The organism is Kineococcus gurbantunggutensis (genome assembly GCF_050871925.1).
Taxonomy (GTDB): Bacteria; Actinomycetota; Actinomycetes; order Actinomycetales; family Kineococcaceae; genus Kineococcus.
The window spans coordinates 1-16,776 of the sequence record NZ_JBJLSG010000106.1 but is presented as its reverse complement, the minus strand read 5'-3'; the positions used below and the strand labels follow the sequence as shown (position 1 = coordinate 16,776).

The window sequence follows — 16,776 nt, the reverse complement described above, 5'->3', positions numbered from 1 at the left end:
CGGGGGGGGGTGGGGGGGGGGGGGGGGGCGCGGGGGGGGGGGGGGGGGGGGGGGGGGGGGGGGGGGGGCGGCGGCGGCGCCGCCCCCCCCCCCCCCGCCACCCGAACGAGGGAGCACCGTGGAGCACCGATCCCCAAACCCCTGCGTCCACGTCGTCCCGTTGCCGCGCAAGGAGATCGCCCCGCCGGTCCTGGAGGTCCGCGGCGTCGTCGAGCACGGCGACGAGCGCGGACGGACGCTGGGTTTCCCCACCGCCAACGTCGCCGTGCCCGAGCACGGCCTGCGCGACGGGGTGTGGGCCGGCACCGTGCGGGTGGGCCCGGACGGTGCCGAGCACGTCGCGGCGGTCTCCGTGGGGCACCGCCCCACCTACTACGGCAGGGACGGCGCCCGGCTGCTGGAGGCGCACCTGCTGGACTTCTCCGGGGACCTGTACGGCCGGGAGGTCGTCGTCAGCCTGCACGTGCGGCTGCGCCCGCAGCGCCGGTTCTCGGGTTCGGCGGACCTGGTGGAGCAGTTGCGCCGGGACGTCGCCGGCACCCGCGCCTGGGCCGCCGGAACCCCCGCGACCGGTTGAGGCCCGCCGGGGCCCGCCGGGGCCCGTGCGCTCCTGCACCGCTGCGGACGGTGCCCGGGCGGCACCGGGGCGTGCCGCCCCCGGGACTCAGCCGGTCGCGTCGCGCTCGTGGTGGATGCGCCCGGCGGTCGAGCCCAGCCGCGCCCCGGAACCGCCCCAGCGCAGCGCGGTGACCTCCGCGACGATCGAGACGGCCGTCTCCTCCGGGGTGCGCGCACCGAGGTCCAGGCCGATCGGGGAGGACAGGCGCGCCAGCTCGCCCGGGCCCAGGCCCGCCGCGCGCAACCCGGCCAGGCGCGCCTCGTGCGTGCGGCGCGAGCCCATGGCGCCCACGTACCCGGCCGGCGAGCGCAGCGCCACTTCCAGCAGCGGCACGTCGGACTCGGGGTCGTGGGTGAGCACGCACACGACCGTGCGGGCGTCGACGCGGCCGGCGGCGACCTCCTCGCGCAGGTGCCGGTGCGGGCGCCGCACCACGACCTCGTCGGCGTGCGGGAACCTCGCCGGCGTGGTGAACACCGGCCGCGCGTCGCACACCGTGACGCGGAACCCCAGGAACGAGCCCAGCCGGGCCACGGCGGCGGCGGTGTCGATGGCGCCGTACACGAGCATGCGCGCCGGCGGGGCGTGGGAGGCGACGAACACCGCCAGCTCGTCGCGGCGCCGCTCGCCGTCGGCGCCCAGGCGCACCAGGCCGCTGGCGCCGGCGTCCAGCAGGCCGCGGGCGTCGTCGGTGACGGCGGCGTCCAGGCGCTCGGAGCCCAGGGACCCGGCGCAGCGGTCCGGCCAGACCAGCAGGTGCCGCCCCGGCGCGCCCGGCTCCGGGGCGTCCACCACGGTGGCCACCGCCACGGCCTCGCCCGCGCGCACCGAGGCGGTGGCGGCGCGCACCAGGTTGGCGTTGGAGCGGTCCAGGCGCTCGACGAAGACGTCCAGCTCCCCGCCGCAGGTCAGGCCCACGGCGAAGGCGTCGCCGTCGCTGACGCCGTAGCGCTGCAGCACCGGCACCCCGTCGGCGAGGACCTGCCCGGCGAGCTCGTACACCGCGCCCTCCACGCAGCCGCCGGAGACGCTGCCGACGACCTCGCCGCCGGGACCGACCGCCAGCGCGGCCCCGGCCGGTCGCGGCGCCGAGCGCCAGGTGCGCACGACCGTGGCCAGGGCCACGCGCTCCCCGGCGGCCAGCCACCGCTCCACCCGCTCCAGCACCTCGCGCACGACGGGCAGCCTGCCACCCGCGGGCACCCGCGCGGGCGTCGGCCCGCGGTCTCAGCGGACCGGCAGCCCCTGGCCGGGGCAGCCGGCCAGCACCCCGGCCATCGCGTCGCGCTCGGCGGGGGTGACCCACAGCCCCCAAGCGCTCTTGACGGCGACCTGGCGGGCGACGTAGTCGCACTCCCCCCGCGGCGGCAGCCACCGCGAGGCGTCGTCGTCGCTCTTGGAGGCGTTGAGGGAGCCGTCCACCGCCAGCAGCTCCAGCGGGTCGTTGGCGAACTCCACGCGCTGCTCGTCGGTGAACCCCTGCGCACCGGTGCGCCAGGCGTCGGCGAGGGCGACGACGTGGTCGACCTGCACGTCGGAGCTGGTGCCCTCCCCGCGGCGGAAGGGGATCTCGCGCCCGGAGTAGGGGTCGTCCAGGGTGCCGGAGAGCACGGTGCAGCCGTCGTCGTCGAGGCGCACCCCGCGCAGGTCGCGCTGCAGCACGTCGTCGCGGGTGCGGCAGCCGTTGCCGTCGACGTCCACCCAGCTCTGGCCGAAGCGGGTGCGCTGGTAGCCGGCGTCCCCGGCGGCCTCGCGCACCGGCAGGGCGGCCAGCGCGTCCGCGGCGGCGCCGCCGGCCGCCGGCGGGCGGCCGTCCCGCTCGCCGGTGCCGGTGCCCGTGCCGGCGGTCAGGGCGCGCCAGGCGAGCAGGGCCAGCACGAGCAGCAGCAGGGGCACGAGGATCGCCGCCAGCGCCCCGGCGCGACGAGCGGGCACCGCCACCTCCCAGCCTGACGGACCCCGGGGACGACGGAGGGGGCGTGCCTGGGCACGCCCCCTCCGGGAAGCTCCCGCAGTTGGACTCGAACCAACAACCTGCCGGTTAACAGCCGGCTGCTCTGCCAATTGAGCTATGCGGGACCACCACCGGGTGAACCCCCGGCGACAGCACGTCAACCGTACCAAACCCCTGCGGGTGCTCGCGCCGCGGCCCGGCCCGGCCGGGCCCCTCACAGGCCTTGGACGCGCTCCTGCCAGGCCCGCCGGGCCGCCTCCAGCCGGAACAGCTCCGCCGAGGCGTCCCGGTACTCCTCCGGCTGCGCGTTCGCGTCGATGCTCCACAGCCGGCGCTTGACCTCGGCGACCGCGCGGGTGGCCGCCTGCCCCGCCATCGTCGCCACCAGCGAGCGCCCCCAGCGCTCCAGCTCCTCCTCGTCGCGCACCGGCAGGTCGGTCACGGCGAGCTCCTGCACGAGCGCGGCGACCGGCCCGTCGGCGTAGCCGAGCACCGCCTCGACCCACGCCGGGCCCTCCGGGGCCTCCAGCGGCCCCCCGGCGGCGGTGACGGCGTCGTGGACGGCGCGGTGCGCGGGCAGGCCGAAGGCGTCCCCGGCCAGCTCGGTGAACTCCTCGCCGGCCACCCACGGCGCCTGCAGCACGCAGGCCAGGACCCAGCGCTCCAGCTGGGCGACGGCGTCGTTGAGCGGCGCCGCCGGCGGCGCGGCCGCGGTGGCCGCGCCCCCGCCGCGCCCGCCCGCCCGCTCGCGCCCGGCGGGGGCGCCCGCCCCGCCCTGCCCCGCGGGACCGCCGGCCGGACCGCCGGCGTGGCGGCGGACCCGGTCCAGCACGAAGCGCTCGTCGAGGAAGCCCGTCCAGCGGTCCAGGTTGACCGCGTAGCGCTGGCGCAGGCCGCTGTCGCGGATGCTCGCCACGATCGGGGCGGCGGCGTCCAGCGCGGCCAGCCGGCCCGGGTCGCTGCCCAGGTCGTAGCGGGAGATCGTCGAGCGGATCGCGAACTCGAACAGCGGCACCCGCCCGGCGACCAGGGCGGCCACGGCGGCGTCGCCGGCGGACAGGCGCAGGTCGCACGGGTCCTGCCCGGAGGGCTCGACGGCCACGTAGGTCTGCGAGGTGAAGCGCTGGTCCAGCTCGAAGGCGCGCAGCGCCGCCTTCTGCCCCGCCGCGTCGCCGTCGAAGGTGAAGACCACCTCCGCCGCGCCCTGCGCGTCGCCGAGCATGCGCTGCACGATGCGGGCGTGCTCCTCGCCGAAGGCGGTGCCGCAGGTGGCGACCGCGGTCGTCACCCCCGCCAGGTGGCAGGCCATGACGTCGGTGTAGCCCTCCACGACGACGACCTGCTTGGTGCGGGCGATGTCGCGCTTGGCCAGGTCCAGGCCGTACAGGGCCTGGGACTTCTTGTAGACCGGGGTCTCCGGGGAGTTGAGGTACTTGGCCTCGATGCGGTCGTCGTCGAACAGGCGCCGCGCGCCGAAGGCGACGGTGTGGCCGCTGACGTCGCGGATGGGCCACACCAGGCGCCCGCGGAAGCGGTCGTACAGCCCGCGCTGGCCCTGCCCGGCCAGGCCGGAGGCGCTCAGCTCCTCCTCGGTGAAGCCCGCGCCGCGCAGGTGGCGCAGCAGCGCCTCGCCCCCGGCGGGCGCGAAGCCCACCCCGAAGCGGGCGGCGGCCTCGCGGCTGAAGCCGCGCTCGGCCAGGAAGCGGCGGGCGGTCTCGGCCGGCCCGGGCTGCTCGAGCTGCTCCGCGTAGAACGCCTCCGCCACCCGGTGCGCCTCCAGCAGCCGCTGGCGCTGGCCGCCGGCGCCGGCCCCGCCCGCGCGGCGCGCGGGGCGGCCGTCGTCGTCGACGCGGCGCAGCGCCACCCCGGCGCGCTCGGCCAGGCGCTCGACGGCCTCGGCGAAGGTGGTGCCGTCGATGCGCTGGACGAACTCGATGACGTCCCCGCCCTCGCCGCAGCCGAAGCAGTGCCAGCGCCCCACCGCCGGGCGCACCGTGAAGCTGGGGGTGCGCTCGTCGTGGAAGGGGCACAAGCCCTTGAAGGAGCCCACGCCGCCGGGCCGCAGCGTCACCTGCTCGGCGACCACCTCGTCGATGCGGACGCGCTCCTTGACCGCGCGCAGGTCGTCGGGGTGGATGAGGCCTGGCACGCGGCGAGTGTAGGCGCGGGCGGCGACGGCCCCCGGCGGGCGCGGGTGGCAGGATCGCCCCGTGAGCGACGAGCAGCAGCGGGACCGGCGGCCCGAGGAGGGGCGCGGCGCCCCCGCCGGCAGCGACCGGACCTGGGGCTTCCGCACCCGCGCCGTGCACGCCGGCGCCGTGCCGGAGCCGACGACGGGCGCGCGGGCCGTGCCGATCTTCCAGACCACGAGCTTCGTCTTCGAGGACGCCGCCGACGCGGCCAACCTCTTCGCGCTGCAGAAGTACGGCAACATCTACAGCCGCATCTCCAACCCCACCGTGGCGGCCCTGGAGGAGCGCATGGCCTCCCTGGAGGGCGGCCTGGGCGCGGTGGCGTGCAGCTCGGGGCAGTCCGCGGAGTTCCTGACCTTCGCGGCGCTGGCCGGGGCCGGGGACCAGATCGTCGCCTCGAACAACCTCTACGGCGGCACCGTCACCCAGCTCGACGTGACGCTGCGCCGCTTCGGGGTGGACACCGTCTTCGTCGAGCCCGAGCCCGAGGCGGTGCGCGCGGCGATCACCGAGCGCACCAAGCTGGTCTTCACCGAGCTGGTGGCCAACCCCTCCACCGTCGTCGCCGACGTGCGGGCGCTGGCCGACGTCGCGCACGCGGCGGGCGTGCCGCTGGTCGTGGACGCCACCACCGCCACGCCGTACCTGTGCCGGCCGATCGAGCACGGCGCGGACGTGGTGATCCACTCCGCCACGAAGTTCCTCGGCGGGCACGGCACCACCCTGGGCGGCGTCGTCGTCGACGCCGGCACCTTCCCGTGGGACAACGGCCGCTTCCCCGCCATGACCGAGCCGGTCGCCAGCTACGGCGGGCTGAGCTGGTGGGGCAACTTCGCCGAGTACGGCTTCCTCACCAAGCTGCGCAGCGAGCAGCTGCGCGACATCGGCGCCACCCTCTCGCCGCACTCGGCGTTCCTGCTGCTCATGGGCGTGGAGACGCTGCCGCAGCGCATGCGCGAGCACGTCGCCAACGCCCGGCGGGTGGCGCAGTGGCTGGAGGCCGACGAGCGGGTCAGCTGGGTGCGCTACTCCGGCCTGCCCTCCCACCCGCACTTCGAGCGGGCGCAGCGCTACCTGCCCGAGGGGCCCGGGGCGGTGTTCTCCTTCGGCGTCGCGGGCGGGCGCGCGGCCGGCGAGCGGTTCATCGAGAGCTGCCAGCTGTGCTCGCACCTGGCCAACATCGGCGACGCGCGCACCCTCGTGCTGCACCCCGCCTCCACCACCCACCAGCAGCTCACGCCCGCGCAGCTGCGGGCCGCGGGCGTGCCCGAGGACCTGGTGCGCATCAGCGTCGGGCTGGAGGACGTCGAGGACGTGCTGTGGGACCTGGACCAGGCGCTGACCGCCGCGACGAAGGGGGGCCCGCGGTGAGCGGGGACGGCAGCGCGCCCGCCGGCGCGATCGGCGACACCGGCACCGTCGCGGCGGACCCGGCCGCGCCGGCCGCGCCGGCCACCGGCGCCAAGGACGCCGCCCCGGTGCGCGCGGCGGGCGGCTGGAGCGCCCCCACCCCGGGGCAGCGGCTGTCGATCCTGCGCCGGGCCCGGACGGTGGCGGTGCTGGGCGCCTCCAACAAGCCCTCGCGCGCCTCGTACTTCGTGGGCACCTACCTGCTGGCGAGCTCGGACTACGAGGTGTGGTTCGTCAACCCGAACGAGCGCGAGGTGCTCGGCCGGCCCGCGTACCCCTCGCTGGCCGAGCTGCCCGGGGTGCCCGACGTCGTGGACGTCTTCCGCCGCCCCGCCGAGCTGGGCGCCGTGCTCGACGAGACCCTCGCGGTGGGCGCACCGGTGCTGTGGCTGCAGCTGGGCCTGTCGGACGACGAGGTGGCCCGGCGCGGGCACGAGGCGGGCGTCACCGTGGTGATGAACCGCTGCCTGAAGATCGAGCACGCCCGCTTCCACGGCGGCCTGCACCTGGCCGGGTTCGACACCGGGGTGATCTCGGCGCGCCGTCGCGCGCGCTGAGGGGCCCGCGGGTCGGCACCCGGCGGCGGCACCGCGGCCGGGGGTGCCGGGACGGGCGCGGAAAACCCCGGCGGGCGCGCGGGGGCGTCCCTAGCCTCTGCGCTCGTGGACACCCGGCACCGCACCGGCCCCGCCACCGGGGCGCCTCCGCAGCTGCTGCGCAGGCCGACCGACCCCTTCGCCGTGGCCGCGTTCGTCACGGCCCTCGTGGGCGGGTCGCTGCTGTCGGTGGTGCTCGGCGCGCTCGCCCTGCACCGCACCCGCGGCGGCTCCGCCGGCGGGCGGGGGCTCGCGGTCGCCGGCCTCGTGCTCGGCGCCCTGGAGGTCCTCGCCGGCCTGGTGGTGGCGGTGGTCGTCGTCGTGACCGGCGTGGGCACCTCGCTGGCGGCGCAGTCCCCCGCGCAGTCCCCCGCGGCCCCGGCACCCGCCGCGACGGCGCCGCCCGCCGAGCCGGTGCAGCCCGCCGAGCCGGCCGCGCCGGCGCCCGTGCCGCAGGAGCGCCTCATCGACGACCTCGTGCCGGGCGACTGCTACGACGAGCGCGCCGACAGCCTGGACACGGGCACGGTCGTCACCGCCGACTGCGCCGTGCCGCACTCCGGGGAGGTCGTCGCGGTGCACTCCGTCGCGGGGACGTTCCACGACTTCTTCCCCGGCGACGAGGCGCTGCAGGCGGAGGCGGACGCGCGCTGCTCCGAGGCCGTCGCCGCCGCGGCCGAGGCCGCGGAGCTGGACGCCTCCGGGCTGAAGTACAGCTACTACCACCCGACCGAGGCGAACTGGGAGGCCGGCAGCCGCCTGGTGCAGTGCAACCTCGTCAGCAGCACCGGCAGCCTCGGCGGCTCGCTGAACGCCGGGAACCTGCACTCCTGGTGACGCCCGGCCCCCGCTGACCCCGGTGACCCCCGGCGACGCCCGCGCCGAGGGCAGGCGGCCTCAGGTCAGCCGGGCGTGCCAGGCGACGGCGGAGACGTCGGTGAGCGAGGCGACCTGGTCGACGACCACCCGCAGCCGCGCCGCGTCGTCGGCGGCGGCGAGGTGGTCCTCGCGGAACGGCGGCTCCAGCTCGTCGGGACCGCGCTCGACCAGCCGCGCCAGCAGCTCCATGAGCAGCTCGCGCTGGCGGGCGTAGAAGGGCTGGCGCTCCTGGGCGCTCATGACGAACGTGGCCGCCACGCCCTTGAGCACCGCCACCTCCAGCACCGTCCCGGCGGGCACCTCCACGTCGGCGGCGTAGCGCGTCAGCGGGCCGTCGCCGTGGCGGGCGCGGGTGGCGTCCTGGGCGGCGTTGGCGAAGCGGCCGATGAGCTGGCTGGTCATGTCCTTCAGCGCCGCCAGGTGCCGGCGCCCGCCGAAGACCTCCCCGGGGCGCTCCTCGGCCCAGAACGGCAGGCCGGACAGGCGCTCCAGGGCGGCGTCGACGTCGGCGTCGGTGGCGTCGACGAGGTACCAGTCGCGCACCTGCGCGGCGACGCGGGCGCGGGTGCCCGGGTCGCGCAGCCAGTCCAGCCGCACGTGCCCGGCGACGACGGCGTCCTCCACGTCGTGGACGCTGTAGGCGACGTCGTCGGCGAAGTCCATCACCTGCGCCTCCACGCAGGGGCGGTGCTCCGGGGCGCCGTCGCGCAGCCACGCGAAGACGGCCGCGTCGTCGGCGTAGGCGCCGAACTTGCTCGTCGCCCGCGGCGCCTTGCCGTGCAGCCAGGGGTACTTCGTGGCCGCGTCCAGGCTGGCGCGGGTGAGGTTCAGGCCCGCCGGGGAGCCGTCGGGGGCGACGGTCTTGGGCTCCAGGCGCGTCAGCAGCCGCAGGGTCTGCGCGTTGCCCTCGAAGCCGCCCACGTCGGCGGCCGCCTCGGCCAGCGCCCGCTCGCCGTTGTGCCCGAACGGCGGGTGGCCCAGGTCGTGGGCCAGGCAGGCGGTGTCCACCACGTCCGGGTCGCAGCCCAGGGCGGCGCCGAGCTCGCGGCCGACCTGAGCGACCTCCAGGGAGTGGGTCAGGCGGTTGCGCACGAAGTCGTCGGTGCCCGGGCCGACGACCTGCGTCTTGGCCGCCAGCCGGCGCAGCGCCGAGGAGTGCAGCACGCGGGCGCGGTCGCGGGCGAACGCGCTGCGCCGGTGCGTCTTGGGCGGCTCGGTCACCCAGCGCTCCAGGTCGCCGGGCGCGTACCCGCCCGCGGTCCCGTCGCCCCCGGCCACCCTCAGCCCCCCGACACGGACAGCTCGGCCTGGCGCACGACCTCCAGGGCCGCGCCGGAGAGCACGCGGTCGTCCAGCCAGCCCTCCGGCAGCGCCACGCGCTGCGGGGAGCCGGCCCGCCCGCGCGCGCCCTCCGCCGGCGCCCCGGGGTAGGGCTGGTCCAGGTCCAGGGAGGCCAGCAGCTCGTCCAGGGCGACCAGGGAGTCCACCAGGCCCAGCTTGGCGCGCAGGTCCCCGCCGACGACGTAGCCCTTGAAGTACCAGGCGACGTGCTTGCGCACGTCCCGGCAGGCGCGCAGCTCGTCGCCGTAGTGCTCCACGAGCAGCTCGGCGTGCCGGCGCAGCGTGGCCGCCACGGTGCGCAGGCCCGGGCGCACCCGCTCGGGGCGGCCGGCGAAGCCCGCCTCCAGGTCGGCGAACAGCCACGGCCGGCCCAGGCAGCCGCGGCCGACGACGACGCCGTCGCAGCCGGTGCGGCGCACCATCTCCAAGGCGTCCTCGGCGCTCCACACGTCGCCGTTGCCCAGCACGGGGATCGTGGTGACGGCCTCCTTCAGGCGCGCGATCGCGTCCCAGTCGGCCTGGCCGGAGTAGTGCTGGGAGGCGGTGCGCCCGTGCAGGGCCACGGCGGCGGCGCCCTCGCGCTCGGCGGTGCGCCCGGCCTCCAGGTAGGTCAGGTGGTCGTCGTCGACGCCCTTGCGCATCTTCACCGTCAGCGGGACCCCGCCGCGCGAGGCCTCGCGCACCGCGCCGGCGACGATGTCGCGGAAGAGGTCCGCCTTCCACGGCAGCGCCGCTCCCCCGCCCTTGCGGGTGACCTTGGGCACGGGGCAGCCGAAGTTGAGGTCGACGTGGTCGGCGAGGTCCTCCTCCACGACCATGCGCACCGCGGCGGCCACGGTGGCGGGGTCCACGCCGTACAGCTGCAGGCTGCGCGGGCGCTCGGCCCCGCTGAAGGTCACCAGGCGCATGGACTCCGGGGTGCGCTCGACCAGCGCCCGGGAGGTGACCATCTCGGAGACGTAGAAGCCCCGGCCGTGCTCGCGGCACAGCTGCCGGTAGGCGGAGTTGGTGATCCCGGCCATGGGCGCCAGCACCACGGGGGTGGCCGACACGTGCGGGCCGATGCGCAGGGGCGCCGCGACCGGGGCGGTCGGGGCGGTGCCCGTCGGGGTCTCGATCGGGGCGTCCAGGAGGCTCACCCCTCCATGATGACGGTCCTCAGGGGTGCTCGGGCGCACGGCGGCGCAGCGGTGCCCGACCCGGCGCGCCCGCGCGCGCCGGGACGCCGCCGGCGGCGTTGTCGGCGCTGTCGGCGTCGTCGGCGCCGCACCCGCAGGAGGTGCGGTGGCGGAAGGCGGTGGCGACGCGCTCGCGGCGGGGCGCCGCGGTGCTGCCGCCGATGCGCTGCAGGACGAGCTCGAGGCCGCGCGCGCCCAGGGCGGGCACGTCCTGGGAGATCGCCGTCAGCCGGGGCTCGAAGAGGTCCGACCACTCGAAGTCGTCGAAGCAGACCAGCGCGACGTCCTGCGGCACGCGCAGGCCGAGGGCGCGCAGGGCGCGCAGCGTGCCGATCGTCATGGTGTTGTTGCCCACCACCAGGGCGGTGGGGGGCGCGGGCGAGGACATCAGCCGCAGCACGGCGCCCTCGGCGGCGTCGACGTCGCTGCGCCCGTCGACGACGAGCTCGGGGCTCGCGTCCAGGCCCCGGTCGGCGACCGCCCCCAGGTGGCCCCGCAGGCGCTCCTCGCTGGAGGCGATGCCGCGCAGCCCCACCACGACGCCCACCCGGGTGTGGCCCAGGTCGGCCAGGTGCTCGGTGAGCAGGCGCGTGGACGCCTCGTTCTCGGGGGCGACCTGGTCCACCTCGGCGTCCACGAAGCGGTCCAGCAGCACCACGGGCACGCCCTGGCGGCGCAGGAAGGGCAGCGCCTCGCGCTCGGCGCCCCGGGAGGGCACCAGCAGCACGCCGTCCACCCGGCGGTCGACGAGCTGCTGCAGCACGCGCAGCTCCTGCTCGGGGTCCTCCTGCGTGTCCTCGATGAGCACGTCGTAGCCCAGCCCGCGGGCGCTGCGCGCGACCGAGCGCACCAGCTCGGCGAAGTAGACGTTGTTGGCGACGCTGTTGGCCAGGCCGACGGTCGTCGTCCTGGACGTGGCCAGGGAGGCGGCGACGGCGTTGCGCCGGTAGCGCGTCGCGGCGATCGCCTCCAGGACCGCCGCCCGGGTGTCGTCGTGGACCGCGCGGGTGCCGTTCAGGACGTGCGAGACCGTCGACGGGCTGACGCCGGCCACCCGCGCGACGTCGGCCATGGTCACCATGCCGTCCTCCTCCGGGCGATCGGCGCTCCCGGGCGGGTGGTCACGCCCCGGTCCGGCGAGGATGCCCCGGCGCAACCGCTTGCGCAAGCGGTTGCGCAAGCCCTTGCGCACCGCGTCGGCGCGGCCCTACCGTCGACGGCGAGCGCGGTGGCGACCACCGCGCGGTGCACGGGGGTGGACGGGCGCGAAGGCGCACCCGTCGCGCGCACCGGCACCGGCACGCCCCCGCCGGCCGTCCGGCCCGGCGGGGTCCGCCTTCCGAGGAGCAGTCGATGAAGACTCGTCCCGCCCGACCCGCCGCCCGCCTCTCCGCGGCGTTCCTGACCTGCCTGGCCGCCGCGGGGTCGCTCACCGCCTGCGGCGGGGACAGCACCGGCACCACCGGCAGCGGTGGCGGGGACGAGCAGGTCGCCGTCTCGCTGATCACCAAGGACTCCACGAACCCCTTCTTCGTGGCGATGCAGGAGGGCGCGAAGGCCGAGGCCGAGAAGAGCGGCGTGGAGCTGACCATCGGCGCCGGCAAGGAGGACGGCGACGAGCAGGGCCAGGTGCAGCTCATCGAGAACGCCATCGCCGCCGGCCAGGCGGGCATCATCATCACGCCCAACGGCCCCGGCGTGAACAGCGCCATCGAGAAGGCGCGCGAGGCCGGCCTGTACGTCATCGCCCTGGACACCCCGCCGGACCCGGCCGACACCGTGGACATCACCTTCGCCACCGACAACTTCAAGGCCGGTCAGCTCATCGGGGAGTGGACCAAGGGCCGGCTCGCCGGCGCGCCGGCCACCATCGCCCTGCTGGACCTCTTCAACGACAAGGTCGTCTCGGTGGACTACGACCGCGACCAGGGCTTCCTCACCGGCATGGGCATCGACACCGCGGACGAGCGCCGCAACGGCGACGAGGCGCCCACCGGGAACTACGACGGGGGCACCTACACCATCGTGTGCAACGAGCCCACCCAGGGCGCGGAGGACGGCGGCCGCACGGCGATGGAGAACTGCCTGAGCAGGAACCCCGACATCAACGTCGTCTACACGATCAACGAGCCCGCCGCGACCGGCGCGCACAACGCGCTGGAGGCGGCCGGCAGGACCGACGTGCTCATCGTCTCCGTCGACGGCGGCTGCGACGGCGTCTCGCAGGTCACCGACGGCGTCATCGGCGCCACCTCGCAGCAGTACCCGCTGAAGATGGCCGAGCTGGGCGTGCAGGCGATCGCGAAGTACGCGCAGGACGGGACCGAGCCCACCACGAGCCCGGGCCTGGACTTCTACGACACCGGGGTCGCGCTCGTGACGGACCAGCCGGTGGACGGGGTGGAGAGCATCACCTCCGCCGAGGGCTCCAAGGTCTGCTGGGGCTGACGTGACCTCCACCACCGCACCCAGCGCACCGCGCACCGCGGCCGAGGAGCTCGCCCGCCGCCGGCACACGCCGGCCCAGCGCGTGCAGCACCTGCTGCACAGCTACCCGGCGATCAGCCCGGCGCTCATCCTCGTCCTGGCCGTCGCCGTCTTCACGGGCCTGAACCCGAACTTCGCCCAGCCCAACGCCCTGTCCCTGCTCGTGCAGCAGACGGCGGTGGTGGCGGCCCTGGCGATCGGGCAGACCCTGGTCGTCCTCACCGCCGGCATCGACCTGTCCGTCGGCGCGATCACCATCCTGTCGGTGATGCTCTCGGCCACGCTGGCCGCCCAGAACGGCCTGCCGGCGCTGCCGGCGCTGCTGGTGGGGGTCCTGGTGGGCGTGGCCGCCGGCGCCCTCAACGGCTGGCTGGTGACCCGGGTCAACCTGCCCCCGTTCATCGTCACGCTGGGCACGCTGAGCATCTTCACGGCCGTCGCGCTGCTGTACTCCGGCGGGCAGTCCATCCAGGGCGACGACCTGCCCGCCCTGCTGAACTGGACCGGGGAGGCGATCCGGCCCTTCGGGCCCGGCAGCTTCTACGTCACCACCGGCGTGGTGGTCGTCGCGGTCCTCTACCTCGTGGTGGGTTTCGCGCTCAGCCAGACCGCGTGGGGCCGGCACGTCTTCGCCGTCGGGGACGACGCCGAGGCCGCCCGCCTGGCCGGCATCCGCGTCAAGCGCGTCCTGCTGAGCGTCTACGCCACCGCGGGCCTGCTGTACGGCATCACCGCGTGGGTGCTCATCGGGCGGGCGGGCGCGGCCAGCCCCAACGCGATCGCCGACGCGAACCTCGCCTCGATCACCGCCGTGGTCATCGGCGGCACCAGCCTCTTCGGCGGCCGCGGCGGGGTGTTGGGCACCCTGCTGGGGGCGCTCATCGTGCAGTCCTTCGCCAGCGGCCTGTCGCTGGCCGGCGTCGACGACCAGTACCGCCTCCTGGCGATCGGCGTGCTCGTCATCGTGGCCGTCTCGGTCGACCAGTGGATCCGGAAGGTGAAGGCGTGAGCGCCGCGACGTCCCCGGTCCAGCCCGTGCTGCAGGCGCGCGGGCTGGTGAAGACCTACGGCAAGGTCGTCGGCCTCGACGGCGTCGACCTCGACCTGTACCCCGGGGAGGTGCTGGCCGTCATCGGCGACAACGGCGCCGGCAAGTCCACGCTCATCAAGGCGCTCACCGGGGCCGTCGTGCCGGACGCCGGGGAGCTGCGCCTGGACGGGCAGCCGGTCAGCTTCAAGCGGCCGCAGGACGCCCGCGACGCCGGCATCGAGACGGTCTACCAGACCCTGGCGGTCGCCCCGGCCCTGGACATCGCCTCGAACCTCTACCTGGGGCGCGAGGAGCGGCGCCGGGGCGTGCTGGGCTCGGTCTTCCGCATGCTCGACAAGAAGGGCATGAAGCAGCGGGCCGGGGAGTCCGTGCAGCGCCTGGGGATCCAGACGATCCAGGACATGGGCCAGGCGGTGGAGACGCTCTCCGGCGGCCAGCGCCAGGCGGTGGCCGTGGCCCGGGCGGCCGCCTTCGGCAGCAAGGTCGTCGTCCTCGACGAGCCCACCGCGGCGCTCGGGGTCAAGGAGGGCAACCTCGTGCTGTCGATGATCGAGAAGCTGCGCGACAGCGGCCTGCCGGTGATCCTCATCAGCCACAACATGCCGCACGTGTGGCAGGTGGCCACCCGCATCCACGTCCAGCGCCTCGGCCGCCGCGCGGCGGTGATCACCCCGCGGTCGCACACCATGGGCGAGGGCGTGGCGATCATGACGGGCGCGGTCACCGTCCCCGCCGAGGAGCAGGTGCAGCAGCGCTGAGCCCGCCCGCGCCGGCGGGCGCGGGCGGGGCGCGACGGCGGTCGCTCCCCGCTCGCACCCGCCGGCGGGGCGGGCTCGGCGGGACGGGCTCAGCGGGGGTTCAGCGGAACAGCCGCAGCGGCACCGCCTCGGCCATCGCCCGCATCCCGGCGTCGTTGGGGTGCAGGTGGTCGCCGGAGTCGTAGCGGGGGTTCAGCCGCCGGTGGTCGCGCGGGTCGCGCAGGGCGGCGTCGAAGTCGACGACCGCGTCGTACTCGCCGCTGGTGCGGATCCAGTGGTTGACCTGCTGGCGGGCGGCCTCGTTCTCCTCGGAGAAGAAGCCGAGGGTGTCGCCCTCGAACGGCAGGATCGTGCCGCCGATCGCCGTGATGCCCAGCTGGTGGGCGCGGGCGATGAGCTGGCGGTGCGCGTCGACGATCTGCTGGGCGGTGACGGTCTCGGACTCCGGCGCGGAGGTGCCGGGGTGGCCGAGGTCGTTGACGCCGAGCAGGACCACGAGGTACTCCGCGCCCGGCTGGGCGGCCACGTCGCGGTCGAAGCGGCGCAGCGCGCTCTGGCCGAAGTAGGCCGCGTAGCCCTCGGCGGGCGAGCCGGCCGGCGGGTTGGGGTCGTGCAGCAGGCGGTTGCCGCTGACGCCCTTGTTGAGCACCCCGCGCTCGGGCAGCCCGCGCGCGGCCCGCAGCCGCTCGGCGAGCAGGTCCGGCCAGCGGCGGTTGGCGCCGCGGGTGGTCTCCGCGCCGTCGGTGATGGAGTCGCCCAGCGCCACGATCGCCGCGGCGCGCTCGCGCTCGGGCGTCAGCACGCTGACGCCGGAGAGGAACCACCACTGCCCCACCGTGGCGGTGGGGGTGACGGACGCGGCGCCGGTGACGTTGCCGGCGGCCAGGACGTTGTCCTGGTACGGGAAGGCGTGCACGGTGGTGACGGGCGTGCGCCGGGGCAGGTGGATGCTCACGACGAGGTCGCCGCCGTCGGGCAGGTGCAGCGGCACGGGGTCGCTGAGCAGGGGCGAGCCGGCGGGGACGGTGGTGGAGGTGCTGCCGCCGAAGGTGATCCGCCGGTCGGTGCCCGGCTGCACGTCCGTGCCGGTGCGGCCGGCGCGCAGGCCCACGTGCGCCTCGCCGATGACCAGCGGGGTCTCGCCGAACTCGTTGGTGAAGCGCAGCTGCAGGCTGTCGCCGCCGATGCTGGCGTGCAGCACCTGCCGGACGGTCTGGTCCTGCACGACCGTCACGCCGCCGGCGGGCACGGCGGTGGGCACGTCCGCCCAGGTGCCGACCCACTCCCCGCCGGTGCCGCGGCCGTGCGCGGCGCGCGCGGTGACGGCGGCGTCGGGCGTGGAGGCGGCGGGCGCGGCCAGGCCCAGCACGAGGGCGCCGGCGAGCAGCCCGGCGGTGCGCAGCCGCCGGGTGCGCGGGGCCGGGCGGCTCACCAGCGCCCGCCGCGGGGCGCGCCGGCGGGCAGGGTGAAGCGCCAGCCGGCGCGCCTGAGCTCGGGCACGAGGGTGGCCACGGCCTCGACGGTGTCGCTGCGGTCCCCGCCGCCGTCGTGCATCAGCGCCACGGCGCCGGGGGTGAGCTGGTCGCGGAAGCGCTGGGCGAGCACGTCGGCGCCCGGGGGCACCCAGTCCTCGACCGTGAAGGCCCACCCCAGCGGCTGCATGCCCAGCTCGGCGGCGACCTGCGGGGTCTGCCCCCACGCGCCGTAGGGGGCGCGGAAGAAGGGGATGCGCGCGCCGGGCACGACGGAGCGGATGAGGGCGCTGGTGGCCTCCAGGTCCGCGCGCACCCGCTCGGGGTCCCAGTCCTGCATGTTGTCGTGGTGCATCGTGTGGTTGCACAGGGTGTGGCCCTCGGCGGCGATGCGCCGCACCAGGTCGGGGTCCTCGCGCACGTGGTCGCCCCACAGGCAGAACGTGGCCTTGACGTGGTTGCGGCGCAGCACGCGCAGCAGGTCGCGGGTGTCGGCGCCGTTGGGGCCGTCGTCGAACGTCAGCGCGACGGTGCGCCCGCCGCGCTCGGTGGTGGTGACGACCTCGGCGGTCGGGGCCGCGGCGGGCGGCGCGGGGCGGTGGCCGCCCGCCTGGGCCGCGGGGGCGCTGCCCACGGCGAGCGCGGTGAGGGCCAGGGCCGCCGCGGCGGCGAGCCGGCGCGGGCGGCGGCGGGCGGCGGGGCGGGACACGGTGAGCTGCACGAGCTACCTCCTCGTAGCTGGACGACAGCGGTGACGGTACGGCGCCGCGCACGGCTACCGCAAGGTTTCCGGAAGGACCCGTCGCGAAGAGGGGGCGCCTCCCGCCGCGGCGGGAGGC

Annotated in this window: 15 protein-coding genes and 1 tRNA gene; 7 read left to right on the top strand and 9 right to left on the bottom strand. The window is 76.5% G+C overall.

The genetic code is table 11. The features are described 5' to 3' along the window. The first annotated feature begins 118 nt into the window (after window positions 1-118). Window positions 119-577 (top strand): riboflavin kinase, encoded by a 459-nt coding sequence (locus tag ACRYR7_RS17590; protein ID WP_432573408.1) that lies wholly within the window; start codon window positions 119-121, stop codon window positions 575-577. Window positions 578-664: 87 nt separating this feature from the next. On the opposite strand, the gene ACRYR7_RS17585 is transcribed toward ACRYR7_RS17590, so the two are convergent. The 4 genes from ACRYR7_RS17585 to dnaG all read right to left on the bottom strand — a co-directional run bounded on the left by ACRYR7_RS17585 (window position 665) and on the right by dnaG (window position 4,722). After that, window positions 665-1,795: an XdhC family protein gene (locus ACRYR7_RS17585; RefSeq protein WP_432573407.1), complete on the bottom strand. Its 1,131-nt coding sequence runs from the start codon at window positions 1,793-1,795 to the stop codon at window positions 665-667. A 51-nt stretch (window positions 1,796-1,846) separates the two neighbouring features. Beyond that, entirely contained in the window at window positions 1,847-2,554 is a 708-nt protein-coding gene (locus ACRYR7_RS17580) for an HNH endonuclease family protein (RefSeq protein WP_432573406.1), read from the bottom strand. Window positions 2,555-2,625: 71 nt separating this feature from the next. Beyond that, window positions 2,626-2,698: transfer RNA gene (locus ACRYR7_RS17575), tRNA-Asn, on the bottom strand. 89 nt (window positions 2,699-2,787) lie between these two features. Further along, on the bottom strand, window positions 2,788-4,722 hold the full coding sequence (gene dnaG, locus ACRYR7_RS17570; protein WP_432573405.1) for a DNA primase: 1,935 nt from the start codon (window positions 4,720-4,722) through the stop codon (window positions 2,788-2,790). A gap of 61 nt (window positions 4,723-4,783) precedes the next feature. Between dnaG and ACRYR7_RS17565 the strand changes: the two genes are divergently transcribed. The 3 genes from ACRYR7_RS17565 (at window position 4,784) to ACRYR7_RS17555 (ending at window position 7,608) form a co-directional block, all read left to right on the top strand. Beyond that, window positions 4,784-6,136 (top strand): O-acetylhomoserine aminocarboxypropyltransferase/cysteine synthase family protein, encoded by a 1,353-nt coding sequence (locus tag ACRYR7_RS17565; RefSeq protein ID WP_432573404.1) that lies wholly within the window; start codon window positions 4,784-4,786, stop codon window positions 6,134-6,136. After that, window positions 6,133-6,732 (top strand): CoA-binding protein, encoded by a 600-nt coding sequence (locus ACRYR7_RS17560; protein ID WP_432573403.1) that lies wholly within the window; start codon window positions 6,133-6,135, stop codon window positions 6,730-6,732. Before ACRYR7_RS17565 ends, ACRYR7_RS17560 begins: the two co-directional genes overlap by 4 nt. A 105-nt stretch (window positions 6,733-6,837) precedes the next feature. Then, window positions 6,838-7,608, top strand: coding sequence for a DUF4190 domain-containing protein (locus tag ACRYR7_RS17555; protein ID WP_432573402.1), 771 nt, complete (start codon window positions 6,838-6,840; stop codon window positions 7,606-7,608). A 60-nt stretch (window positions 7,609-7,668) separates the two neighbouring features. On the opposite strand, the gene ACRYR7_RS17550 is transcribed toward ACRYR7_RS17555, so the two are convergent. The 3 genes from ACRYR7_RS17550 to ACRYR7_RS17540 are packed head-to-tail and all read right to left on the bottom strand — an operon-like array spanning window position 7,669 to window position 11,250. Beyond that, window positions 7,669-8,928, bottom strand: coding sequence for a deoxyguanosinetriphosphate triphosphohydrolase (locus ACRYR7_RS17550; RefSeq protein ID WP_432573401.1), 1,260 nt, complete (start codon window positions 8,926-8,928; stop codon window positions 7,669-7,671). Between the two features lie 2 nt (window positions 8,929-8,930). Continuing rightward, window positions 8,931-10,121, bottom strand: a complete 1,191-nt coding sequence (gene dusB, locus ACRYR7_RS17545; protein ID WP_432573409.1) for a tRNA dihydrouridine synthase DusB — start codon at window positions 10,119-10,121, stop codon at window positions 8,931-8,933. Window positions 10,122-10,149: 28 nt separating this feature from the next. Continuing rightward, window positions 10,150-11,250 (bottom strand): LacI family DNA-binding transcriptional regulator, encoded by a 1,101-nt coding sequence (locus ACRYR7_RS17540; protein ID WP_432573400.1) that lies wholly within the window; start codon window positions 11,248-11,250, stop codon window positions 10,150-10,152. 272 nt (window positions 11,251-11,522) lie between these two features. On the opposite strand from ACRYR7_RS17540, the gene ACRYR7_RS17535 reads away from it, so the two are divergent. Genes ACRYR7_RS17535 through ACRYR7_RS17525 form a run of 3 tightly spaced genes read left to right on the top strand, consistent with a single transcriptional unit; the run spans window position 11,523 to window position 14,465 of the window. After that, complete coding sequence (locus tag ACRYR7_RS17535; RefSeq protein WP_432573399.1) at window positions 11,523-12,617, top strand: substrate-binding domain-containing protein; 1,095 nt, start codon at window positions 11,523-11,525, stop codon at window positions 12,615-12,617. A gap of 1 nt (window position 12,618) precedes the next feature. Further along, window positions 12,619-13,665 (top strand): ABC transporter permease, encoded by a 1,047-nt coding sequence (locus ACRYR7_RS17530; RefSeq protein WP_432573398.1) that lies wholly within the window; start codon window positions 12,619-12,621, stop codon window positions 13,663-13,665. After that, window positions 13,662-14,465, top strand: a complete 804-nt coding sequence (locus ACRYR7_RS17525; RefSeq protein WP_432573397.1) for an ATP-binding cassette domain-containing protein — start codon at window positions 13,662-13,664, stop codon at window positions 14,463-14,465. The genes ACRYR7_RS17530 and ACRYR7_RS17525 overlap by 4 nt, the downstream gene beginning before the upstream one ends. Window positions 14,466-14,565: 100 nt before the next feature. Here ACRYR7_RS17525 and ACRYR7_RS17520 read toward each other — a convergent pair whose 3' ends face one another. Next, the gene (locus ACRYR7_RS17520) at window positions 14,566-15,897 is read right to left on the bottom strand and encodes an SGNH/GDSL hydrolase family protein (protein ID WP_432573396.1); all 1,332 of its coding nucleotides are present in this window, start codon (window positions 15,895-15,897) and stop codon (window positions 14,566-14,568) included. Next, complete coding sequence (locus tag ACRYR7_RS17515; RefSeq protein WP_432573395.1) at window positions 15,894-16,658, bottom strand: polysaccharide deacetylase family protein; 765 nt, start codon at window positions 16,656-16,658, stop codon at window positions 15,894-15,896. Before ACRYR7_RS17515 ends, ACRYR7_RS17520 begins: the two co-directional genes overlap by 4 nt. Window positions 16,659-16,776 lie beyond the last annotated feature (118 nt).